Source organism: Clostridium sp. SHJSY1 (assembly GCF_031626875.1).
In the GTDB taxonomy this organism is placed as follows: Bacteria; Bacillota; Clostridia; order Clostridiales; family Clostridiaceae; genus Clostridium.
The window spans coordinates 184338-206522 of record NZ_JANDMF010000003.1 but is presented as its reverse complement, the minus strand read 5'-3'; the positions used below and the strand labels follow the sequence as shown (position 1 = coordinate 206522).

The 22185-nt window shown below is 27.3% G+C and carries 23 protein-coding genes; 19 read left to right on the top strand and 4 right to left on the bottom strand.

The genetic code is table 11. The features are described from left to right. Positions 1–354 precede the first annotated feature (354 nt). The 7 genes from NNC19_RS03300 to NNC19_RS03270 all read left to right on the top strand — a co-directional run bounded on the left by NNC19_RS03300 (position 355) and on the right by NNC19_RS03270 (position 4699). A complete protein-coding gene (locus NNC19_RS03300; RefSeq protein WP_310937181.1) occupies positions 355–867 on the top strand; it encodes an RNA polymerase sigma factor in 513 nt (170 codons plus the stop codon). After that, a complete protein-coding gene (locus tag NNC19_RS03295; RefSeq protein WP_310937180.1) occupies positions 854–1831 on the top strand; it encodes an anti sigma factor C-terminal domain-containing protein in 978 nt (325 codons plus the stop codon). The genes NNC19_RS03300 and NNC19_RS03295 overlap by 14 nt, the downstream gene beginning before the upstream one ends. A 16-nt stretch (positions 1832–1847) precedes the next feature. Then, the gene (locus NNC19_RS03290) at positions 1848–2654 is read left to right on the top strand and encodes a hypothetical protein (RefSeq protein WP_310937179.1); all 807 of its coding nucleotides are present in this window, start codon (positions 1848–1850) and stop codon (positions 2652–2654) included. Positions 2655–3263: 609 nt separating this feature from the next. Continuing rightward, a complete protein-coding gene (locus NNC19_RS03285; protein ID WP_310937178.1) occupies positions 3264–3494 on the top strand; it encodes a hypothetical protein in 231 nt (76 codons plus the stop codon). A gap of 15 nt (positions 3495–3509) precedes the next feature. Continuing rightward, entirely contained in the window at positions 3510–3734 is a 225-nt protein-coding gene (locus NNC19_RS03280) for a hypothetical protein (protein ID WP_310937177.1), read from the top strand. A gap of 22 nt (positions 3735–3756) precedes the next feature. After that, the gene (locus tag NNC19_RS03275) at positions 3757–4059 is read left to right on the top strand and encodes a hypothetical protein (protein ID WP_310937176.1); all 303 of its coding nucleotides are present in this window, start codon (positions 3757–3759) and stop codon (positions 4057–4059) included. Positions 4060–4135: 76 nt separating this feature from the next. Next, positions 4136–4699 carry an acetylglutamate kinase gene (locus NNC19_RS03270; RefSeq protein ID WP_310937175.1) on the top strand — a complete coding sequence of 188 codons (564 nt, stop codon included), beginning with the start codon at positions 4136–4138 and terminating at the stop codon, positions 4697–4699. Between the two features lie 50 nt (positions 4700–4749). On the opposite strand, the gene NNC19_RS03265 is transcribed toward NNC19_RS03270, so the two are convergent. Then, positions 4750–5232, bottom strand: coding sequence for an RNA-binding protein (locus tag NNC19_RS03265; protein WP_310937174.1), 483 nt, complete (start codon positions 5230–5232; stop codon positions 4750–4752). A gap of 174 nt (positions 5233–5406) precedes the next feature. On the opposite strand from NNC19_RS03265, the gene NNC19_RS03260 reads away from it, so the two are divergent. The 3 genes from NNC19_RS03260 (at position 5407) to NNC19_RS03250 (ending at position 9321) form a co-directional block, all read left to right on the top strand. Beyond that, positions 5407–5784 (top strand): DUF1284 domain-containing protein, encoded by a 378-nt coding sequence (locus tag NNC19_RS03260; protein ID WP_310937173.1) that lies wholly within the window; start codon positions 5407–5409, stop codon positions 5782–5784. 16 nt (positions 5785–5800) lie between these two features. After that, on the top strand, positions 5801–6181 hold the full coding sequence (locus NNC19_RS03255; protein WP_310937172.1) for a VOC family protein: 381 nt from the start codon (positions 5801–5803) through the stop codon (positions 6179–6181). Between the two features lie 110 nt (positions 6182–6291). Continuing rightward, positions 6292–9321, top strand: a complete 3030-nt coding sequence (locus NNC19_RS03250) for a dockerin type I domain-containing protein (RefSeq protein WP_310937171.1) — start codon at positions 6292–6294, stop codon at positions 9319–9321. A gap of 48 nt (positions 9322–9369) precedes the next feature. Here the strand turns inward: NNC19_RS03250 and NNC19_RS03245 are convergent, their stop codons facing one another. Beyond that, positions 9370–9621, bottom strand: a complete 252-nt coding sequence (locus tag NNC19_RS03245; RefSeq protein ID WP_310937170.1) for a DUF6171 family protein — start codon at positions 9619–9621, stop codon at positions 9370–9372. Between the two features lies 1 nt (position 9622). Next, the gene (locus tag NNC19_RS03240; RefSeq protein WP_310937169.1) at positions 9623–11101 is read right to left on the bottom strand and encodes an alpha-N-arabinofuranosidase; all 1479 of its coding nucleotides are present in this window, start codon (positions 11099–11101) and stop codon (positions 9623–9625) included. A 212-nt stretch (positions 11102–11313) separates the two neighbouring features. Here NNC19_RS03240 and NNC19_RS03235 point away from each other — a divergent pair, with 212 nt between their 5' ends. Then, positions 11314–12090, top strand: coding sequence for a GNAT family N-acetyltransferase (locus NNC19_RS03235; RefSeq protein ID WP_310937168.1), 777 nt, complete (start codon positions 11314–11316; stop codon positions 12088–12090). A gap of 67 nt (positions 12091–12157) precedes the next feature. Here NNC19_RS03235 and NNC19_RS03230 read toward each other — a convergent pair whose 3' ends face one another. After that, on the bottom strand, positions 12158–12679 hold the full coding sequence (locus tag NNC19_RS03230; protein WP_310937167.1) for a nitroreductase family protein: 522 nt from the start codon (positions 12677–12679) through the stop codon (positions 12158–12160). A gap of 266 nt (positions 12680–12945) precedes the next feature. On the opposite strand from NNC19_RS03230, the gene NNC19_RS03225 reads away from it, so the two are divergent. The 8 genes from NNC19_RS03225 to NNC19_RS03190 all read left to right on the top strand — a co-directional run bounded on the left by NNC19_RS03225 (position 12946) and on the right by NNC19_RS03190 (position 22166). Continuing rightward, the gene (locus NNC19_RS03225; protein WP_310937166.1) at positions 12946–14949 is read left to right on the top strand and encodes a fructose-1,6-bisphosphatase; all 2004 of its coding nucleotides are present in this window, start codon (positions 12946–12948) and stop codon (positions 14947–14949) included. Between the two features lie 370 nt (positions 14950–15319). Then, on the top strand, positions 15320–16315 hold the full coding sequence (locus NNC19_RS03220; RefSeq protein ID WP_310937165.1) for a right-handed parallel beta-helix repeat-containing protein: 996 nt from the start codon (positions 15320–15322) through the stop codon (positions 16313–16315). Between the two features lie 99 nt (positions 16316–16414). Further along, entirely contained in the window at positions 16415–17425 is a 1011-nt protein-coding gene (locus NNC19_RS03215; RefSeq protein WP_310937164.1) for a right-handed parallel beta-helix repeat-containing protein, read from the top strand. Between the two features lie 298 nt (positions 17426–17723). Then, on the top strand, positions 17724–18812 hold the full coding sequence (locus NNC19_RS03210) for a right-handed parallel beta-helix repeat-containing protein (RefSeq protein WP_310937163.1): 1089 nt from the start codon (positions 17724–17726) through the stop codon (positions 18810–18812). 209 nt (positions 18813–19021) lie between these two features. Next, positions 19022–19390 carry a GntR family transcriptional regulator gene (locus NNC19_RS03205; protein WP_310937162.1) on the top strand — a complete coding sequence of 123 codons (369 nt, stop codon included), beginning with the start codon at positions 19022–19024 and terminating at the stop codon, positions 19388–19390. Continuing rightward, positions 19390–20091, top strand: a complete 702-nt coding sequence (locus NNC19_RS03200; RefSeq protein WP_310937161.1) for an ABC transporter ATP-binding protein — start codon at positions 19390–19392, stop codon at positions 20089–20091. Before NNC19_RS03205 ends, NNC19_RS03200 begins: the two co-directional genes overlap by 1 nt. Beyond that, positions 20085–20897 (top strand): ABC transporter permease, encoded by an 813-nt coding sequence (locus NNC19_RS03195; RefSeq protein ID WP_310937160.1) that lies wholly within the window; start codon positions 20085–20087, stop codon positions 20895–20897. Before NNC19_RS03200 ends, NNC19_RS03195 begins: the two co-directional genes overlap by 7 nt. 303 nt (positions 20898–21200) lie before the next feature. Then, positions 21201–22166, top strand: coding sequence for a GTP-binding protein (locus tag NNC19_RS03190; RefSeq protein ID WP_310937159.1), 966 nt, complete (start codon positions 21201–21203; stop codon positions 22164–22166). Positions 22167–22185 lie beyond the last annotated feature (19 nt).

Sequence of the window (22185 nt, the reverse complement as noted above, 5' to 3'; positions counted from 1 at the left end):
TATTATATTCCTCCTAACACAAGTTGTTTAATACACAAAATAATAATGTAAACAAATACCACAATAAACATTAAAGCATTATTTGACTTTTTACAATATTAAATACTTATTTTATACAAATTAATAAATATAATGCATCTATTTTTGCATTTTATAAAAATAGATGTATTACATTTTGTAGTTTAATATTTCACTTTTTATCTAATATGTTAGTATCTCATATATATATTACTTGGAAAATATATATGTTTATGTAAAATAAGTGTATACATCTTTGGTTTTATAACGTCTTATTAATAGGAGTATTTCAAAATTAAAGCTTTTAACTAATTTACTTTATGGAAGGAGGTAATGATGAGTAATGAATTGATAATTGAGATGTTTAAGGAAAAAATGTATCTCATACATAAATATTTGATTAAGCTTGGATGTAGCGAAGAAAATGCTGAAGACATAGTACAAGATACCTTCTATAAAGCATTAAAGTATATTGATGGTATACAGGAAGATAAATTATCTTCTTGGCTATTTAAAGTAGCAATAAACAAATATTACGATTTATGTAGAAAAAATAATAGACATGCTCACATAAGTCTTGACGAAGAGATTTTTAAAGAAAGATTAAAGGAAAACAAATTAGTTGAAGATTTTATATTAGATATAGAAAAAAAGGAAGAGATTCTTAAAATTTTAAATTCTATAAGTGATATAAATAAGAATTTGTTGTTCTTTAAATATGAAATGGACTTATCTTATAAGGAAATAGCTGAACTTTTAGAAATAAGTGAAAATACGGTTAAAACCTATCTATTTAGAGCTAGAGAACAATTTAAAAAGTTATGGAGGGAAAATTATGAAGAGCGATGATGAAAAGTTAAGAGAATTATTTGAGACAAATAAAAAGCCTACTTTTAATAAAGCAATTAGAAGAGTTAAATTTTTTTCAACAGTAAGAACGGGAATGGTTAGTTTGATGATATTTGTTATCATTATCTTTACATTAATGATTTCAAACACTACCATATTAAATAGAATGGGAGATGAAAAAACAAAAAAGTTATATGAGTTATCTTGTATATCTATGCCAAATACATATGTAGGGGCTATACAGAACTATGATAGTATTATGGTTGGAGATATTGAATATGTTAAATATAAATTTTTAGGAAATAAAGTTATAACTGATGGTGATTATAAAGAAGGCTATACTTATATGCCTTTAATAAATGTGTCATATGGAAGTGGGGGAGATAATATTTTAGAACAAATAGATAGGACGCAGAAAAGAACTGATTATAATAAAGTAGGAAGACCAATCATGGAATTTTATTATCCAACAATTCAATATGAACATTATAAAAATGATTTAGAGAGACTTAATGAAATAGATAAAAATAAATTGGCAGAAGTATCTCTATCCTTTGATAAAGATTACTCAATAGATGAAGTAAAAAGTATAATTCCAAAAGAAGTTACTTTAAATTGGTATTGGGTTGATACAATTCCTAAAAATCAAATAATTGATTCGAAATTACCAATTGATGAATTTAGGGTGTATGGAATTAAAGGGTTAGATAGTCAAGGTAATCTACTTAGCAATCCAGAAACAGATTTTATAAATACAATAATGAGCAAAAAAGAAAGTGGAAAACTTAAGAATGAGTATTTCAATATATACAATACATTAAGCAATGGAAAAGATAAACTTATTAAAGAAGATTTAAAGATAATTGGAGTAGTTGTAAGTGGTGATGTCAATGCTTTAAAATCCTTAAGGACTAAGGAGTTTATTAAAGCATCCACAATGGGTGCAATTGCAGATAAATATTGATAAAGGGGAAATAGTAATGAAAACATATTTTAAACTAGAACTAAAGAGAGCTTTATTTTCTTGGAAGACTATTATATCATTTATAGCAATATTAATTAGTTTGCTAATACCATATATAGATGAAGTAAGATTTCATTTAACAGAATTAGATGGAATAGAATATTTTTTAAGAGTCACTGGTATGTCTTACTTTGTTTTCATAGGACCAATAATAGCTGGTGTAGTATACTCTACATCTGTAATTACAGATAAGAAAACAGGGTTTATGGAAAAATTATTAGAAATTATAGATGTAAAAACTTATTATAAAGTAAAATTAGTAGTAAATGCATTAGTAAATTCAATTATATTTCTATTTAGTCATTTAATTATAATAATATATTTTATTATTATCTATGGGGTGAATAATAGAGGATTTAAAGATGTATCAGCAGGAGCATTTGTAATATTTGATGATATATCAAAAATATCATATGTTTTATTGATATGTATAGTTATTCCTATTTCTTCAGTTACATTTTCAACATTTATTTTAGGTATAACAACAATAACTAATAAGAAGTTTGTAGGATATATACTCCCAGTATTTTATGTTATACTAACTCAGGTTTTATTTGAAATATGGCAATTTAATAATATTATTGACCTGAACTTAGGTAAGTTGTTTACCATAGAATTGTACTCTGGTGTAAATCTACTTAATACATTAATTTATAATTTAATATTAATGTTAATAGGAGTATGTCTATTATATAAGTTTTGTTATAAAAGAACATTATCTTTATATGGAAAAAAGGAGCTTAAATTAGATGTAATACAATAATTAAAAGTATATCGGCATCTTTACAAGGAGGAAAGTTATTATGCATTTAAGTAAAAAAAGAAATTAAAGCTTATATTTTTGTATGTTTTAACAATTTTATTTATTATTATTTCTTATATTGGATATTCAAAACAAGGAAGCATGAGTTATATTGCAATTATTATTTTGGCAATAATTAGTTGTGCAATTAACACCATGTATATAATAAAAGATATTAGTGCTTTCAAATAGTTTTCATATGATAATTTGAAGTATATTTGTATCTTTATACAAAGAAGAGTTATTATGCATTTAAGTAAAGAATGAAATTGAGGAGAGAGGAGTAAACTGCATTTTAATTATGCAGTTTATTAAATTTAATATATGAATAAAAGTGATTTAACCCGAAATCTTTATATGTTAAAAGGACTCTTAGGGAAAAAAAGGTTATGATTGGTGGTGGCATTCTTTCACAGGAATAAATAGAGAAACTGGTGAAGAAAAAGCATTTTTTGTAGAATATTTTATATGTAATCCTGCCCTTGGAGGAGATAAACCTATTTTAGGACAACTTAAAGAAAATCAAAGAAAAGGTATTAAACCATCATATTTTTTAATTAAGGCAGGAGCTTGGGGGAAAACCCGAAACAAATTCATAACTTTTATCCTATAAGCGATTTTAAATATGTAAAAGATAAGCTAGAAATTAATGTTCAAGAATGCACTTTAACAGAGAAATATATGAAAGGAAAATGTTTAGTTACTGAAGAGGAAGCTAAAAATCATCCTGAATATATGAGTGATGCAGGAAGTATGAGTTGGGATATAGAAATAAACAAGAAAATATCATATAATGTTTGATATGCAGATAAAAACTTGGGGTCAAATTTTACTAGTCCATGGATTGGGATAAGTAGTTGTAATTTGGAAAGTTTAATTACAGGAAAAAAACTAAAAAATTCCGCTATAGAAGTTGGTGGGGGTAAGCCAAAAGTATATGGAGTACCTTTAAATAAAAGGTTACTTATTGGAATGTATTATGAAGGAGAAATGTATGATTATAACTTCTCTAAATTTTGGAATGATGTAAAGGTAGAATAAAGGAAAGTTAAGAGGAAAAATAATGGCAAAAGTAACTAGTAAGAATAATGATTTTTTATTTTCATCAAAGGATACAACATCTACTAAGATATATTCATTATTGATAGATTTAGTAAATGAGGATAGAGAAGATTTAGCTAAACTTGTGAAAAAAATAGACTATTTATTAGAATATACAAGTATTTGTATAAAGCAAAAGGATTATAGAGCAGCAAGAGAAACTATTAGTAATGTTCATGAAAGATTAAATTTCCTTGAAAGTGAGAGTGTTGATACAGAATATCTAAGGTATCTATATGATGGAATTAAGAAGAAAATAAAATAGAATACAGAAACATGTGGAAGTAACGAAATTTTTTATTAGTCATAAATTAATATAAATAAGATTTTTGGAGAATTTTATGTATAGAAATGAATCTGGTGATTATGATATCACTGTAGATAAACTAAAATTAATTAATACATTTCGAAAACTATGGGAACAGCATGGAGTATGGACTAGATCTTTTATTATAAGTGAGGCAGAAGGACTTGGAGATTTAGAATTGGTGACAAATAGGTTGCTTCGTAATCCAGCAGATTTTGGAGAAGTGCTTAAAGAATTTTATGGAGTAGATAAAGCAAATAATTTTAAGAGTCTTCTTGAACAACATTTACTTATTGCTGCTGATTTAGTTAAAGCTGCAAAAGCAGGAAGCACTGAAGCTGCAGGTGAAGCAAAGAAAAAATGGTATCATAATGCAGATGAAATTGCAGCTCTTCTAGGAGAAATTAACCCCTATTGGAAAAGAGAAGACTGGCAAGGAATGTTATATAATCATTTAAAATTAGTTGAAAGTGAGGCTGTTAATAGGCTTGGAAAGCAATATGCCAAGGATATTGAGGTGTTTGATCAGATTGAAGATCAAGCCTTAGATATGGCTGATGAAATGGCAAAGGGAATTATAACACAATTTAATATTTAGATAAACTAAAAAAGTGAATTCATATGAGTTCACTTTTTTAAGTAATTATACTAATGTTTCCTTCTAGAATGTTTGTGATGCCTACCTCTGTTAGAATTTCCATTATTCATCATAGGGTTATTCATACCACCCATAAGCATGCTTAGTAATGGATTCATACCATTCATATTGTTTTGTCCATTTCCATTTTGCATGAACATATTCATTAAAGGGTTGCTATTCATATTATTTAAGGGATTGCTATTCATACTGCTGTTATTTCCATCAGGAGCATCTGTATTGTCATTAGGGATATTCATATTTTGAAGCATGTTCATTAAGGATTCCATTTGATTATTATTCATATTTGGTGCAGAATTGTTATTATTCATGCCCCCCATAAGCATATTTAGTAGTGGATTATTCATCATCATAGGATTTCCACCACCATTATTCATGCCTCCCATGAGCATACTCATTAGTGGATTTCCTCCCATTCTATTATTGTTACCACCCATCATACTTGCTAGTAACATATTTATTAAAGGATTCATTTTTTCACCTCAATACGTATTGCTTATACTCTGCTATATAGTATTTATTTTTACGACAATTGGTGACTGAACTAGAAATAATATAGCAAAAATCCTTGCGATTTATAACTTGACAATGAATGGTATTGTTTCTATACTTTGAATAAAAGGGAGTATAAGAGGAGTTAAAAAGCTATGTTAAAGATTAGACCTCATCATATTAACTGTATCTACTTTTATAGAGGACTTGGATATAGTAAAGAGTTTGTAAAAGGCATGGACAATATAGTAAATTTATTAAAAGAAGATGATAATATAGAGATTAAATTAATAAATCACTGTGATGATATATGTGAAAATTGTCCAAACAAGCTTAAAGAGCAAATATGCAAAACTAATAACAAGATTAAAGATTTAGATGAATTGACCTTAAAGGAATATGGACTTAAAATAGATAATAGTTACAAATTTTCTTATATTAAAAGATATATATACAAGAATTTTTCAAAAGAAAAGTTTGAAAAAATATGCAAAGATTGTGATTGGCATAAAAATAAAGTTTGTGCATTATAAGGAAGGAGAAAATAAAATGTCAGTAAAGATGTTACATACCTGCATTAGGGTAAAAGATTTAGAAAAATCATTAAAGTTTTACAAGGAAGCATTAGAACTTATAGAAACAAGGAGAAAAGATTTTCCAGATAATAAATTTACATTAGTATATCTATCAAATGAAAAGGGTGGATATGAAGTTGAACTTACTTATAATTATGATGTTGAAAAACCATATGAATTAGGAAATGGTTTTAGCCACACAGCAATTGGGGTAGAAAACTTGGAGGAATTTAGAGAAAAGCACATATCTTTAGGATATGAAGTTACAGATTTAAAAGGACTACCAGGAGAAGCTCCTCATTACTATTTTGTAACAGATCCAGATGGATATAAAGTTGAAGTTATTAGGTGTTAATATATCAAATAAGAAAGCATTCAGAAATGAGTGCTTTTTTGTTTGATATAATCATTTATGGTATAATTAACCATGTATATATATTTTTTTATCAAGAATAGGGGGAAACTATGAAAAAAATTGTAGCTTTGTTTTGTGTTTTAACTTTTGCCTTTACAGGAATTTGTACTGGAATAAAAGCTGAAGCAAAAACTGAAACTAAAACAGAATCTAAGGATGAAAAAAAAGAAGAAATTAGGGATTCTAATAAGGAAAAAACGGACAAGCTACCAAATGATAAAATTAATGAAAATAAAATAACTAAAAACTTAGAAACAAAGGAATTAAATATTCCCAAGAAGGAAACGAAAGAAAATAAAGTTGCTCAATTACAAGAGGGAACAGCAGTTGGATATACTAATTTTACTTTAAGTAAAGGAAAAACAGTTGAGTTAATAAATACAACACAAAAAACTATCACTATAAAGTTTGGGGTAAATACTACGGTAGGTGGAGTTAAACCTGGAGTGGATTATATTGATTATTCATATAATGGTGAAATTTATTCATTAAATCATAATTATCATTATGATATTAATGTATCAACTAATCACACTATAAAATTTTCTGCTGGAAGTGATACTGATGTTAATTTGCAGATTGCAGATGACTATTACAATTTACTAAATCAAAAAGATTCATTTACACCAGTATTTTATGAATATACAATGGAAAAAGATAAAGGATATGAATTAACAAATAATACAAATAGAAGGATTACTATAGCAAAGGACCCTAATAGTAATGTTAAGTATGATTATGTTTATTATGATAAAGGTAGCAATGTAGATTCTTTATATACAAATAGTTCTGAATCAAAAATAGATATAAATAGTGGATATTTAAAAAAAATTACAGTAAAGCCTTCAGATACAAGTAATTTTTTAAGAATTTACATACCATATGAAAATAAAGATATGATAAAGGAAGTTGATACTCCTGCTATAACTGTAAGAACTATTTCTTTAAACAAAGGATATGAACTGACTAATCCTACAAATGGGAAGACAAAAATATTAACAAATGCAAGTAGTTCTAGTGGGAATAAATATGATTTTGTTGATTATGATGTGCAAGGGAATGTTTCAAAATCTGAAATAGATGAGATGTCTTCTCTATATTTAGAAAAAGGACATAAAACTAGGGTTACTTTAAGTTCAGGGTATAATTGTGCTATTGCTATGCCATCTGAAATTGAATTTAGAGAAGTTGCAGATCCAGCAGTCTATAGATTTACTATTTCAAATAATTTAAACTATGAAATAAATAATATAAGCAGTTTAAATCCAACAGGGAAGGATTTTACCATATATACTGATAATTCGTATTCAAATAAATATGAATATGTAGATTATAATTCGGCAGGAGAAATAAGTAATCAATCCATAGAAAAATATGGTGATTTTTCTATGGCATTTGGGTATAAAAGAAGAATAAGCTTAGAAAAAGGAAGTCCAATAACTTTTTATCTTCCATATGAATATAGAAATACAATACAAAAAACAGACAAACCAGCTTTTTCAGCTTATACTTTGACAAAAGATAAAAGTATTGAAATAAACAATAATACAAATATCCCAGTTAAAATACTAAATGATAGTAATTACAATAATAATTTTGCTTACATTGATTATGATTTATCAGGAAAAATATCAGCACAAGCTATTAATTTTGATAGTCTTCTAACAGTTGAAAATCAACATGATACAATAGTAGATTTATATAAAGGTGCAGTCACATTATATATAGCGTATGAATATAAAGATTTAGTTAAAGAAGCTGATCAAAAAGCATTTAATAAAATGACTATAACCCAAAATGCTAGTTTGGAAATTAAAAATGGATTAGAAGAACAGTTAAAAATTTTAAATACAAGTGATTATAACACTTTATATAATCATATAGATTATGATTCCAATGGTAATATTTCAAAAATTACAAGAGATCAAGATGGGACATTCTCTATTGATTCAAAAAATATAAAAAGATTAAGTTCATGTGACAATCAAACCATATTTGTTTATTTACCTAATAAAAAAGAAATAGAAACAAAAATTATAGGTAATCCTGTTTTTTATGAACAAAATTTAGGTGAATCAAAAAACTATGAAATTGATAATATAAATAATTCAAAAACATTTTTATCATTAATTAAGGATACAACTTACAATTCAACATATAGTAAATCAACTTATGATTGCTTATCATTTGATAATACTAATAAAATAACAGATGTTCAAAGAGATATTTCAGAAAATAATAATGTTAGTTCATATACTAAGAAAAGAATTAGCACAAACAAAGGAAAAGGACTTAAGATTTATATACCATATGAGTATGCAAGCAGATTTAAAGAAGTCTCTATCCCAGTGTTTTATCAATTTAATTTAGAAAAAGATAAGTCTTATGAAATAACAAATAATAACTTATCAGCTATAGATGTGCCCATATATAATACAAGTGCATCAAATGCTAGTAAATATAATTATTTAAGGACATATGGTACAGGTGAAGTAGATAAATATACAGCTAATACCTATGGATTAATGCATGCATTTTTAGGAAAAACTGAAAAGATAAATATTGCTCAGGGAGATAGTTTAACTTTATATATTCCATATGAATTAAAAGATATAATTAAGGAAACAAACAATCTTTACTATAGTAAAAAAATTTATAAAGGGGATAAGTTTGTTGTGAAAAATAACTACAATCACACAATTTATCTAACAACATGTGGAAGTGATGATAATTCCTATAATGCTAGTATATTTGATAGTAATATGAATAAAGAAACATATATTAGTTTAAGTAATACTAGAAATGTAAAGTTAGATCCAAATGAAACTATAATAATATATAATACTGATACAGCAGAAATTAATGTAGATGTTCAGTATGAAGCTATGGGATTTGATAGCAAATTTACAAATGAAGATTTAAATAAAGATGGAAAAGTTGACTTAGTGGATTTAGCAATAATATCAAGTAGTTATAATGTTACCTATAAGGATAAAGATTGGAAAAGTACTAGTGATTTAAACTATGATGGAGTAGTAGATATATATGATATAGTTATGATAAGTAAAAAAATTAATTAAGTATTTAAAAAGGTACTGTGTCAAAAGATTTTTGACACAGTACCTTTTTTACCATTTTGAATTTATATTGGGACAATAATTATCCTTTTTACAAGCTCTGATTTCAACAAAACAACCACATTGATTACAAATACCATTAATGAGAAAATCACATTCTTTGCACAAAGAAAGCCTTAATTTATAAGTAGTATCATCAGTTTTTATGGATGCATCTAAAGAATTAATATACTCTAAAACAGTTTTATAATATTTATTATTTATGCTGTCTTGAATTAGACAACGTTTACAAGAACTATCCATATTACTCAAGAGTTAAAGATATAATACTACATTTAGGGATGATAAATTTAATACCTTTATCTGTAATGTTATATTCTTTAAATTTAGTAGGACAAACAGTGTTTGGTTTTTCAAAGGTATTGTGAGCTGTCATTTTTTGAGAAAGTAACTTTCCATTAACTTTGCTGAAATGAAAATCAATTAAATCAATATTAATTGTAAAATCCTCAGATAATGAACAGTTAGATAAAGTTAAATGAAGTTTATTATCCTTATCGATGGATACAGATTTAGATATACTTGGCAAGTTATAATTTTCGCCTGCAATTTCTACATTTTCAATAAAACTATCAATTAAGGTGCTATCTTGGTGATGTTTATACATATCAAAAACATGATAAGTAGGAGTTTTAATCATTTTATCACCTTCAGTAAGAATAACAGACTGTAATACATTAACAACTTGAGCTATATTAGCCATAACAACTCTATCAGAATGTTCATTGAAAATATTTAAATTAATTGAAGCTACTAAAGCATCTCGCATAGTATTTTGTTGATATAAAAATGCAGGGGTTGTACCTTTTTCCACGTCATACCAAGTTCCCCATTCATCCACAACAAGTCCAACTTTTTTATCTGGATCATATTTGTTCATAATTGAAGTATGGTTTTCTATTAATTCTTTCATGGTATAAGTCTTTTTAAGAGTTGAATAATATTCATCTTCATCAAATTCAGTTGCACTACCTTTTTTGCTCCAATTTCCTGGAACAGTATAGTAATGTAAACTAATAGCATTACAATATTTATTAGCTAGTGACATAAACTTATCAGTCCAGTTATAGTCAGGACCATTAGGGCCACATGCTATTTTAAATAGTTTATTGTCTCCATAATTTTTACAATAGCTTTGATAGCGTCTATATTCATCAGCATAATATTCAGGGCGCATATTTCCACCACAGCCCCAGTTTTCATTGCCAACTCCAAAATATTTTAGTTTCCAAGGAGATTCATGACCATTTTTCTTTCTTTCCTCAGACATAGGAGAAATTCCGTCAAAGGTCATATATTCTATCCATTCAGACATTTCTTGAATTGTACCACTTCCTAAATTACCACATATATATGGGTCTGAGCCAAGTTGGGAGCATAATTCAAAAAATTCGTGGGTACCAAAACTATTATCTTCAACTACTCCGCCCCAATTTGTATTAACCATTTTTTTTCTGTTTTCTTTAGGGCCAATACCATCTTTCCAGTGATATTCATCAGCAAAACATCCACCAGGCCAACGGAGTACAGGAATTTTAATTCCTTTTAAGGCATTTACAACGTCATTTCTCATACCATTTGTATTAGGGATAGGGGAATCTTTACCTACATATATGCCATTGTAAATACATCTTCCAAGATGCTCTGAAAAGTGACCATAAATTTCTTTATGTATCATACTTTTTTTTGCTTTTGTATTAATAATCATATCAAGCTTTTTCATTTAGAGACCTCCTTAAATATAATTGATTTTAATTGGATAAATTTTCTTTCACAAATATATTATAACATTATATTACAATAATGCTAAATAATATTAATTCATATTTTTCTTAATTATATTTGAAATGATGAAATTCATTTTAAACAATTTTAACTAAATTTATGTTAAAATATTTTGTGGATAAATAATAAAGTATTATGGGAGCTAAACAGATGATTAATTTATTAAAAGAAACAGAAATAGAATATATACGATGTTTTTCAAAAGAGAAAAAAGATAAAAGTATCATAAGATTTTGGGATGAGAAATTTCAAGATTCATATGCAAATAACTTAACCCTTTTAAATGAAAACGTTGATGAAAATATTGTAGTTGAAATTATTAATAAAGAAATAGATAGAAAAATAAAAGAAGAGAAGGAATTTTTACTTTTTGAATTTCATGGTAATATCTCAAAAGAAGCGATTAAAAGATTAAGTGTATGGCCTTCTAGAATAGATAAATTAGACTATATGAGTATAGAAACAAAGAACTACGGAAAAATAAAATATAGAGAAGATTGTTTAGTAAAAAAAGTTATAACAAAAGAAGATTTTGATGATCTTATTACTATTAATATTTTAGATTATGCACCATTAGTTGGTAAAAATTATGCAAAGAGAAGGATAGGAAGAAAAGTTAACATATACAAAGATAATAGTAATAAATTATCAGCTTTTATTTCTCATATTGGAGAGAACCCGGTTGGATCATGTGAATTATTAATAAATAAAAAAACAGCTAAAATAGAAGATTTTGGTGTTCTTAGCATGTATCAAAAACAAGGTGTTGGAAAAAGTATACTATTTAAAATTTTAAAAAGTTCATATGATGATAGGATAGATGTTGTATATGTAATTACTGAAAGTAAGGGAAAGGCAAAGGAAATTTATAAGAAATGTGGATTTAAGAAAGTAGGAGAAAAAACACAACTTATATTTTCTTTATAGTATAAATAATTAAAAGCTCAAAAGTTATATCTTGAGCTTTTAATTATTTACATTAATATTAAATTTGTTATTTTACATATTTAATTACATTTTCATTTCTAGAATGTGCCTTAGTTTCAGCAGCTGCATAGCCTAAAGCAGCTATTCCCCAAACTATATGATTTTCAGGGATTTCAAAACTTGAAAGTAATGAACGAACTTCTGCTACATCACATATAGTTTTTAATTGGTTAATCCAGCAAGAACCGATACCTAAAGCATTAGACATCAAGAATATATTTTCAAGTGCACAAGAACAATCAGCTAATCCATTATTGTTATCCTTATCATTAGATAATAAAATTATTGTTGGCGGATTATACATGTTGTAATTTTCATCTTTCCCCAAAGCTTCTCTAATAACTTTAGATAAAGCTTGAATTTTTTCTTTGTTTTGCACTACTGTAAACTGCCAACTCTGTTTATTCATACCACTAGGTGCATGAATTCCAGCTTTTAATATTATGTTTAAATCTTTAGTTGATATTTGTTCTTCTTTAAAAGTACGTGTACTTTTTCTAGTTAGAATATTATTTAATATTTGATTCATACTCACACTCTCCTTATAATATTTATTTATAATTATGTTAATTTTACCATAACAAATTTAAGAAATAAATAATACTATATTAACTTTTAACTAGTATACTAGTTAAAGAGAAAATGAATTTCCTGAATATTTGAAACAGTTTTAAATAATCTAATCTTATAAAAATATTATTTTATATGAAATGTATGATAAAATAAAATAATCGGAAATAGAGTTTGTTTATAAAAATCTTTTAATTAAAAGTAATATAATAGAGGTGTAAAAGTATGGAGACATATGACGATTTAAGTGATGAAAATATATTAGAAAAAGCTATATCTAAAGAAGAATATTTAAAGTTATTATCTAGACAATATCCAACCATTGCATCAGCATCTACAGAAATCATAAATTTAGAAGCAATCTTAAATTTACCAAAGGGAACAGAGCATTTTTTAACTGATATCCATGGGGAATATGAACCATTTATTCATGTATTAAAAAATGGTTCTGGAGTAGTCAAGAGAAAAATTGATATGATTTTTGGAAATACTTTAATGGATAGTGAAAAAAAGAAATTAGCTACTTTAGTATATTATCCAGAACAAAAGTTAGAGTTAATTTCAAAAGAAGAAAAGAATATAAAAGATTGGTATAAGATAACTTTATACAGGTTAATAGAACTTTGTAGAAATGTTTCTTCAAAGTACACAAGATCTAAAGTTAGAAAAGCTTTACCAGATGATTTTAGATATGTTATAGAAGAACTATTACATGAAGAAGCGGATAAAGTAGATAAGCAAGGTTATTATGATAGAATTATTACAACTATTATTGATATAGGTAGAGCAAGTGAATTCATTATAGCACTTTCAAAGCTTATACAAAGATTAGTTATAGATAGACTACACATATTAGGAGATATTTATGACAGAGGACCAAGACCAGATATAATTCTAGATACACTTATAAATTATCATTCTGTAGATATACAATGGGGAAATCATGATATGTTATGGATGGGGGCAGCTGCTGGGGTTAGACCATCTATAGCAAATGTTTTAAGGATATCAGCAAGATATTCAAATTTAGATGTAATTGAAGATATTTATGGGATTAATCTATTACCACTTGCAACTTTTGCACTAAGATATTATGAAAATGATCCATGTACAGAATTTATTCCTAAAACAAATGGGGATGATATTTATAGTAACCATGAAGTTCAGTTAATAGCAAAAATGCATAAAGCTATAACAATACTTCAATTTAAGCTTGAACATGAAATAATAAATAGAAGACCAGAATTTAATATGGGAAATAGATTATTATTAGATAAAATTAATTTTGAAGATGGTACAATTAGGCTGAAAAATGAAGTGTATGAACTTAAAGATAAGCACTTTCCAACATTAGATAAAATTAATCCATATAAACTTACAGAGGAAGAAGAGACATTAATGGAAAAACTTCAATCTTCTTTTATTAATAGTGAAAAGTTACAAAGGCATATTACTTTTTTATTTGCAAAAGGAAGTATGTATCTAAAATATAATTCTAATTTACTATTTCACGGTTGTATACCAATAAATAAGGATAAAACTTTTAAATGCATGAAAATTAATGGCAAAGAATATAGAGGAAGAGTACTTCTTGAAAGATTTGAATCTCTTGCTAGAGAAGGTTATTTTAATAAAAGTGATGAAACAAAGAAACAATATGGAATGGACATGATGTGGTATTTATGGACAGGTCCTGTTTCATCCTTATTTGGGAAAGAAGAAATGGCTACTTTTGAAAGATATTTCATAAAAGATGAGAAAACTCACAAAGAAGTTAAAAATTCATACTATAGGTTTAGAGACGATGAAGAAATGTGTGACATGATATTTAGAGAGTTTGGACTTAATGGAAATGATTCTATGATAATTAATGGTCATATGCCAGTAAAAAACATGAAAGGTGAAAGTCCAGTAAAAGCAAATGGCAAATTACTGGTTATAGATGGTGGATTTGCTAAAGATTATAGAAGAGATACAGGTATTGCAGGATATACTCTAATATATAATTCCTACGGTATTCAATTAGTGTCACATGAACCTTTTGCTTCAACAGAAGATTCTATAGTAAAAGAAACGGATATATTATCATCAACTATGGTTGTGGAAAAGAAATTAGAAAGAAAAAGAGTTGGAGATACTGATGTGGGATTTGAATTAAAAAAACAAATTAATGATCTAAAGCTACTTTTAACGGCATATAGACGTGGGTTAATTAACGAGGTTTTATGATAAAGTTTAATATTAATAAATAATAAATGGCATATTTCATCATAATGTTGGAATATGCCATTTATTTTTTTGCAATTTGTGGGTAAAACTTGTATTTCAATTTTCAAAAAGACATTTTATAAAAAAATAAATTTAACTATTTTAGTTAATAGAAATTTATATACTACAAATCGTGAATTAGTCATAATTAATCGTAAATGTCAATTGAAATAGAAATATGCGCATTTTATCAAAAAAAGTATTATTTGACGAAAAATTAGTATACAAATGCAAAGGCGTATGTTAATATATGAAATATAAACGTTATCATTTACATTATCAGTAATTAATGGATAATGAGATGAAATAATTATAAATGGGGGAGTACAAAATGAAAAAAGTAAAATTATTTTGTCTAGGAGTAGCGATGGCACTTACAGTTGCTACTGTATCAAGCTTAGGAACTGTTGATGCTAAGGCAGCAACAACTTACACAGTAAAGAGTGGAGGAACAACTTTATCAAATGCATTAAAATCAGCAAAATCTGGTGACACTATAATTGTTAGTGGTTCAGTAAAATCAGGGGCTGTAACAGTTCCTGCTGGAGTAACAATAAAGGGGCAATCTAATGGTAAAATTGACTTTACTGGAAATGGAACTAGTAGAGGATTAACTGTTAACACTAGTGGTTCAACTGTTCAAGATTTAGAGATTTGTAACTCTGGAGATAATGGAATTTATGTTGAAGGATCAAATAATAATTTCATAAATCTAAATGTACATAATAATAAAGATGCAGGGGTTCAAATTTCAAACGGTGGAGCAAGCAACTATTTAAAAAATGTTCATTCTCATCATAATGCAGATGCTAAAGGTGAAAATGCAGATGGTTTTGCAATAAAATTACATTCAGGAACAGGAAATGTTTTAGAAGGCTGTATTTCTGAATATAATTCAGATGATGGATATGATTTATATGCTGCTCATGGTGCTGTTAAATTTATAAATTGTCAAGCAAATTATAATGGTGAATGTGATGGCATCAAAGGTGATGGAAATGGATTTAAACTTGGGGGAGTAGATAACAAAACATCTGGAGTTGCTGCTCACTTAGATCCTTTACAACATTATTTAGAAGGATGTACTGCAAAGGGGAACTTGGCAAGTGGTTTTGATAGAAATAATCAAAATGGAGTTGTAACAATGAAGAGTTGTACTTCTGATTCGAATGGTAAAAAGAACTACAATTGGCCAGCAACAGGAACTCCTTCAGCTTTAGGCTACAAAGTTACTTTTGGAAAAGCTATAATCCAAGACAGTAAATCAATTAATGGTACTAATGATATTTCAGGTGCTACATTAAAAGGAACTTGTACAGGATTTTAAATAATAAATAAAATTAGAATATCATGTGAATGCCCTATTTTATAAAAAGGAAATGGGCATTTACATGAAAAAATACTTATAAACTGGGGGAAATATAAAATGAAAAAGATAAAATTATTCTGTCTAGGAGTAGCAATGGTAGCTTCAGTTGCTACTGTATCAAGCTTAGGAACTATTGATGCTAAAGCAGCGACAACAATAACTGTAAATGCAGGAGGTAATTTAAGCAGTGCATTATCAAAAGCAAAAAATGGTGATACAATACTAGTTAATGGAACTGTAAAATCAGGATCTCTAAATATTCCAGCAGGTATTACATTAAAAGGTAATGGGAAAATGGCTAAAATTGATTTTGCTGGAACTAAAACAGGAGCTAGAGGATTAACAGTTAATACCAATGGTTCAACTATTCAAGATTTAGAAATTTGTAATGCTGGAGATAATGGAATTTATGTACAAGGATCAAGTAATAAATTCATCAACTTAAACGTGCATGACAATGGAGATGCTGGGGTACAAATATCAAATGGGGGAGCTAATAATTACTTGAAGAAAGTTTACTCTCATAATAATGCAGATGTTCCAACTAAGGGAGAAAATGCAGATGGTTTTGCAATTAAATTACACTCAGGAGTAGGAAATGTATTAGAAGATTGTGTTGCAGAGAATAATACAGATGATGGATATGATTTATATGCTGCTCATGGAGCTGTAACATTTATAAACTGTCAAGCAAATAATAATGGAGCTACAATAAAAGGTGTTTCAGGAGATGGAAATGGATTTAAGCTTGGAGGAGCAGATAATAAAACTCCAGGACAAGCAGCTCACCTAGATCCTTGGGCTCATAAATTAACTAATTGCTCAGCTAAAGGAAATAAGAAAAATGGATTTGATAGAAATAACCAAAATGGAGTAGTAACTATGGATGGTTGTACTGGAGATTCTAATAGAGGATTAAACTATAATTGGCCAAAAACAATAAAACCATCAGCATTAGGTGGTAAAACAATAGTATGTCCTAATGTTATAATTAAAAATTCTAAATCAATAAATGGTAAAAATAATATTTCAGGTGCTACAGTAACTAACAGTCCAACTATAAAATAATTCTATAAGATGGTTCAATAAGTAAATAGTAATGTATAAATGATGATCTATTACATATGTATTATGCAATAGATCATTTTTTATATATTAAAATTTTATTAATATTCTAGTTGAAACACAATGAAAATAAGTTTTTTAAAATGTTGCAATTAGTCAGAAAATAAAGAGAATTAAAAAGATTGTATACAAATGGAGAAAAAAGTGGTATTATTGTAAATGTAGTTTTTCAACTAAAGAGTTATTAGGTTGATTTTATAATTAAATTAACTTAATGAAAAAACAACTGGGGGGATGAAAAATGAAAAAAGTAAAAGTATTTTGTTTAGGGATTGCATTAGCATTATCAGTTGCTACTGTATCAAACTATACTGTGGCAAGTGCAGCTACAAGTACAAAAGGTGGAAGCACAGCATTATCAAGTAGTACATTATCTACTGTTAATGCATCAAGTTACACAGTAGTTAAAGCAGCAAGTACAACTGGTAAAACTGTTACTGTAAAAAATGGAGGAACAACTTTAGAAAATGCACTAAAATCCGCAAAGTCTGGTGACACTATAGTAGTTACTGGAACAGTAAAGTCTAAAGGTGTAACAGTTCCTGCTGGAGTTACAATCAAGGGACAATCAAATGGTAAAATTGATTTTAGTGGTAATGGAACTAGTAGAGGTTTAACAGTTAATACTAATGGTTCAACTATTCAAGATTTAGAAATTTGTAATGCTGGAGATAATGGAATTTATGTACAAGGATCAAGTAATAAATTTATTAACTTAAATGTACATAACAATAAAGATGCAGGTGTTCAAATTTCAAATGGAGGAGCAAATAATTACTTAAGCAAAGTTCATTCTCATCATAATGCAGATGCTAAAGGTGAAAATGCAGATGGATTTGCAATAAAATTACATTCAGGGGTAGGAAATGTATTAGAAGATTGTATTGCTGAATACAACTCAGATGATGGATATGATTTATATGCTGCTCATGGTGCTGTTAAATTTATAAGATGTCAAGCTAATTATAATGGTGAGTGTGATGGAATTAAAGGTGATGGAAATGGATTCAAACTTGGAGGAGTAGACAACAAAACTGATGGTGTTGCAGCTCACTTAGATCCATTAAAACATTATTTAGAAAATTGTTCTGCTAAAGGAAATAAGGCTAGTGGATTTGATAGAAATAATCAAAATGGTGTAGTTACTATGAAATCTTGTACTTCTGATTCAAATGGGAAGAAGAACTACAATTGGCCATTAACAGGTTCTCCATCGGCTTTAGGTAAAAAAGTTACTTTTGGAAAAGCTTTAATTCAAGATTGTACATCTAAAAGTGGTAGCAATGATATATCAGGGGCTACATTAAGCGGAAAATGTACAGGATTTTAATATAATAAAATAACTAATATAAAAATAAGTTATCTTTTTAAGGATAGCTTATTTTTTTATTTTAGAAAAGATAATTTTCAAAGATTATGACAATAGAGCATAATGAGCTTGTATTATGTATATATTTCTAAAAAAGTTATTGACAAAATATAGAACAGAATGTATTATTGTATTAAGATATTAATACAATAATACAAAGGAGTGATACAATGGCATGGGAGTTTAATGATTCAGCCCCTATATATCAACAACTTATGGAACAGATAAAGCTCAGAATAATTTCAGGAATGTATACACTAGGAGAAAAACTTCCATCAGTTAGAGATCTTGCAAGTGATGCATCAGTTAATCCAAATACTATGCAAAAAGCTCTTACTGAACTTGAAAGGATAGGGTTATTATACAGTCAAAGAACAGCTGGTAGATTTATTACGGAGGACAGGGAAATGATTAAAGAAATGCAAATTAATTTAGCAAAAGAGCAAGTAGAAAAGTTTCTATTAAACATGAAGAATATCGGATTTAGCAAGCAAGAGACTATTTCAATGATAGAAAAAGTTGCAAAGGAGATAAATTAATGAGTAATCCAATTTTACAATGTAACAATCTATTTAAAAGCTATAATGGCAAGAAAGCTTTAAATGGCATCAATTTAACTGTGGAAAGAGGAAGGATAGTTGGACTTCTTGGACCAAATGGGAGTGGGAAAAGTACATTGATTAAACTAGCAAATGGACTTTTAACACCTAGTAGTGGAGAAATTCTAATAGGAGGTAATAAACCTGGAATAGAGAGTAAAAAAATAGTATCATATCTTCCTGAAAGAACTTACTTAAATGATTGGATGAAAGTTTCAGATATTATAAATTTTTTCTCTGATTTCTATTTAGATTTCAACAAAGAAAAAGCTTATGACATGCTAAGTAAATTAAAAATTGATGCTGGAGATAAGCTTAAAACAATGTCAAAGGGAACAAAAGAGAAAGTTCAACTAATTTTAGTTATGAGTAGAGAGGCTGAACTTTATTTCCTAGATGAACCAATAGCAGGTGTTGATCCTGCAGCTAGAGACTATATATTAAATACTATTATAAATAACTATAATGAAAATGCTACAGTTATAATATCTACTCACATAATATCTGATATTGAAAAGATATTAGATGATGTAATATTTTTATCTTATGGAGATATATCATTAACTATGAGTGTGGATGATATAAGAGAAGAAAAAGGTATGAGTGTAGATGCGCTATTTAGGGAGGTATTTAAATGTTAGGAAAGTTATTGAAATATGAATTCAAGTCTACTGCTAGAATTCTTTTACCATTATATATAGCTCTAATAGGATTTTCTATAATAAATAAGGTGCTAATAGGATTTAGGTATGACTTTCAGAATTTTAGCGGCTTAGGAGGAATTCCTGCAATAATTAGTATACTTGGATATGTTGCTACAATGGTAGCCATAGTTGTTGTTACTTTGTTTATAATTATTCAAAGGTTCTATAAAAACTTACTTGGAGATGAAGGGTATTTAATGAATACACTCCCTGTATCTATAAATAAAAATATATCAAGTAAACTTATAGTAGCAGTTTCTTGGAATCTTATAAGTGGTATTGTTGCTTTTCTGTCAATTTTTATTATGGCATATAGACCAGGGATTTTTAATGAAATGTTTGCACAAGTTGGTGGATTTACTGGCTTCTTATCTATTGCCTATGATAAGATAGGTTCAAATATGTACACAATACCATTAGAATTAATAATTTTAGGATTAGTAGCACTTATACGTGGAATTCTAATCATATATGCATCTATAGCATTAGGACAATTGGCTAATAAGAGAAAGATATTGGCAGCTTTTGGAGCATTTGTTGTATTAAATATAGTAATGAGTGTAATCCAAGAAATGATACCATCAATATTTGTTAATTTAGATAACCTTAATATAACACTAAACAGTCTAACTCCAGTAGTACATGGAGGAATTATATCATTGATAATATTTGAATTAATATTTTCTGGTATATTTTTTGCAACTTGCAATTATATATTAAAGAATAAATTAAATTTAGAATAGCAGAAGTATATTGGAAAGCTGATTGAAAATAAGTCAATCGGCTTTTTTTTAGTGCAAAAATTAAATCATAATTTCTAGCTGGAAACAAATACTTGTAATATTTTAACTAAGAAGATATAATATAAAAATAACAAATGCGAATTATTTGCATTTGCTCTTGTAAATGATAGTAATAAATAAACATTGAAAGAGTATATATAAAGTATAAATTATTATCATATATTAACTAATAAATTGAACTATGAACTATTAAAAATATAATTTTGTATTTTAAAGAGAAACGGTAATTAAGGAGGAATTCATTTGAATATAAAAATAGATATAATATCAGGATTTTTAGGTGCAGGAAAAACAACATTAATAAAAAAAATACTAGAGAGTAATTTGAAAAAAGAAAAATTAGCTATTATAGAAAATGAATTTGGAGAAGTATCAATAGATGGAGACCTTTTAAAGGATACAAATATAGATATGAAAGAAATTAATTCAGGATGTATTTGCTGTTCGTTAGTTGGAGATTTTAAAGAGGCCATTAAAGAAATTATAAAAAAATACTCTCCAGAGAGAATTATAATTGAGCCATCAGGAGTTGCTAAACTTTCAGATATAATTAAATCCTGTAAAAGTATAGCTATAAATAATAACATTTCAATAAACAATGTGTTTACTGTGATAGATTCTATAAATTATGAATCTTATATAAATAATTTTGGAGAGTTTTATAAAGATCAAATAAAAAATGCAAAAACAATAATACTTAGCAAAAGAGAAAATGATAGTGAAGCACAAATTGAACAAATTAGTAAATCTATTAGAAATATAAATAAAGATAGCAGTATAATTACAGCTCCTCTAGATGAAATGGATGGCAATGATATCTTAGTAATTGCAGAGGAAGACTCAAAGAGAGAAAATGAGAAGAATATTTCTATAAAAAAATCTTTTGGTGTAGGTAAAGTTAATAAAGTATCACATTCACATAGCGCTAATAATATTTTTAATAATTGGGGAATTGAAACTGAAAAAGCTTTTTCAAAATCAACATTAGAAGAAATATTTGAAACTATAGTAAGAGATAAGAGTTATGGAAAAATTTTAAGAGGTAAAGGAATAGTTCAATTAGAAGGAGGAAATTGGGGTGAATTTCACTATACTCCAGGAAGATTCAATTTAAGTAGTACAACCTCACAAAAAGTTGGGAAAATAGTTATTATAGGAGAAGATGTAAATAAGAATAAATTAAATAAGTTATTTAAAGTAAATAGATAATTATAATAAAGGGGACAGG

Bases quoted from the DNA above. Each gene is read 5' to 3' on its own strand.
- NNC19_RS03220 (WP_310937165.1), top strand. From the start codon at position 15,320: ATGAAAAAAGTAAAATTATTTTGTCTAGGAGTAGCGATGGCACTTACA.
- NNC19_RS03235 (WP_310937168.1), top strand. From the start codon at position 11,314: ATGATTAATTTATTAAAAGAAACAGAAATAGAATATATACGATGTTTT.
- NNC19_RS03205 (WP_310937162.1), top strand. From the start codon at position 19,022: ATGGCATGGGAGTTTAATGATTCAGCCCCTATATATCAACAACTTATG.
- NNC19_RS03200 (WP_310937161.1), top strand. From the start codon at position 19,390: ATGAGTAATCCAATTTTACAATGTAACAATCTATTTAAAAGCTATAAT.
- NNC19_RS03270 (WP_310937175.1), top strand. From the start codon at position 4,136: ATGTATAGAAATGAATCTGGTGATTATGATATCACTGTAGATAAACTA.
- NNC19_RS03295 (WP_310937180.1), top strand. From the start codon at position 854: ATGAAGAGCGATGATGAAAAGTTAAGAGAATTATTTGAGACAAATAAA.
- NNC19_RS03195 (WP_310937160.1), top strand. From the start codon at position 20,085: ATGTTAGGAAAGTTATTGAAATATGAATTCAAGTCTACTGCTAGAATT.
- NNC19_RS03215 (WP_310937164.1), top strand. From the start codon at position 16,415: ATGAAAAAGATAAAATTATTCTGTCTAGGAGTAGCAATGGTAGCTTCA.
- NNC19_RS03250 (WP_310937171.1), top strand. From the start codon at position 6,292: ATGAAAAAAATTGTAGCTTTGTTTTGTGTTTTAACTTTTGCCTTTACA.
- NNC19_RS03260 (WP_310937173.1), top strand. From the start codon at position 5,407: ATGTTAAAGATTAGACCTCATCATATTAACTGTATCTACTTTTATAGA.
- NNC19_RS03210 (WP_310937163.1), top strand. From the start codon at position 17,724: ATGAAAAAAGTAAAAGTATTTTGTTTAGGGATTGCATTAGCATTATCA.
- NNC19_RS03300 (WP_310937181.1), top strand. From the start codon at position 355: ATGAGTAATGAATTGATAATTGAGATGTTTAAGGAAAAAATGTATCTC.
- NNC19_RS03255 (WP_310937172.1), top strand. From the start codon at position 5,801: ATGTCAGTAAAGATGTTACATACCTGCATTAGGGTAAAAGATTTAGAA.
- NNC19_RS03245 (WP_310937170.1), bottom strand. From the start codon at position 9,621: ATGGATAGTTCTTGTAAACGTTGTCTAATTCAAGACAGCATAAATAAT.
- NNC19_RS03265 (WP_310937174.1), bottom strand. From the start codon at position 5,232: ATGAATCCTTTAATAAATATGTTACTAGCAAGTATGATGGGTGGTAAC.
- NNC19_RS03240 (WP_310937169.1), bottom strand. From the start codon at position 11,101: ATGAAAAAGCTTGATATGATTATTAATACAAAAGCAAAAAAAAGTATG.
- NNC19_RS03275 (WP_310937176.1), top strand. From the start codon at position 3,757: ATGGCAAAAGTAACTAGTAAGAATAATGATTTTTTATTTTCATCAAAG.
- NNC19_RS03230 (WP_310937167.1), bottom strand. From the start codon at position 12,679: ATGAATCAAATATTAAATAATATTCTAACTAGAAAAAGTACACGTACT.
- NNC19_RS03290 (WP_310937179.1), top strand. From the start codon at position 1,848: ATGAAAACATATTTTAAACTAGAACTAAAGAGAGCTTTATTTTCTTGG.
- NNC19_RS03225 (WP_310937166.1), top strand. From the start codon at position 12,946: ATGGAGACATATGACGATTTAAGTGATGAAAATATATTAGAAAAAGCT.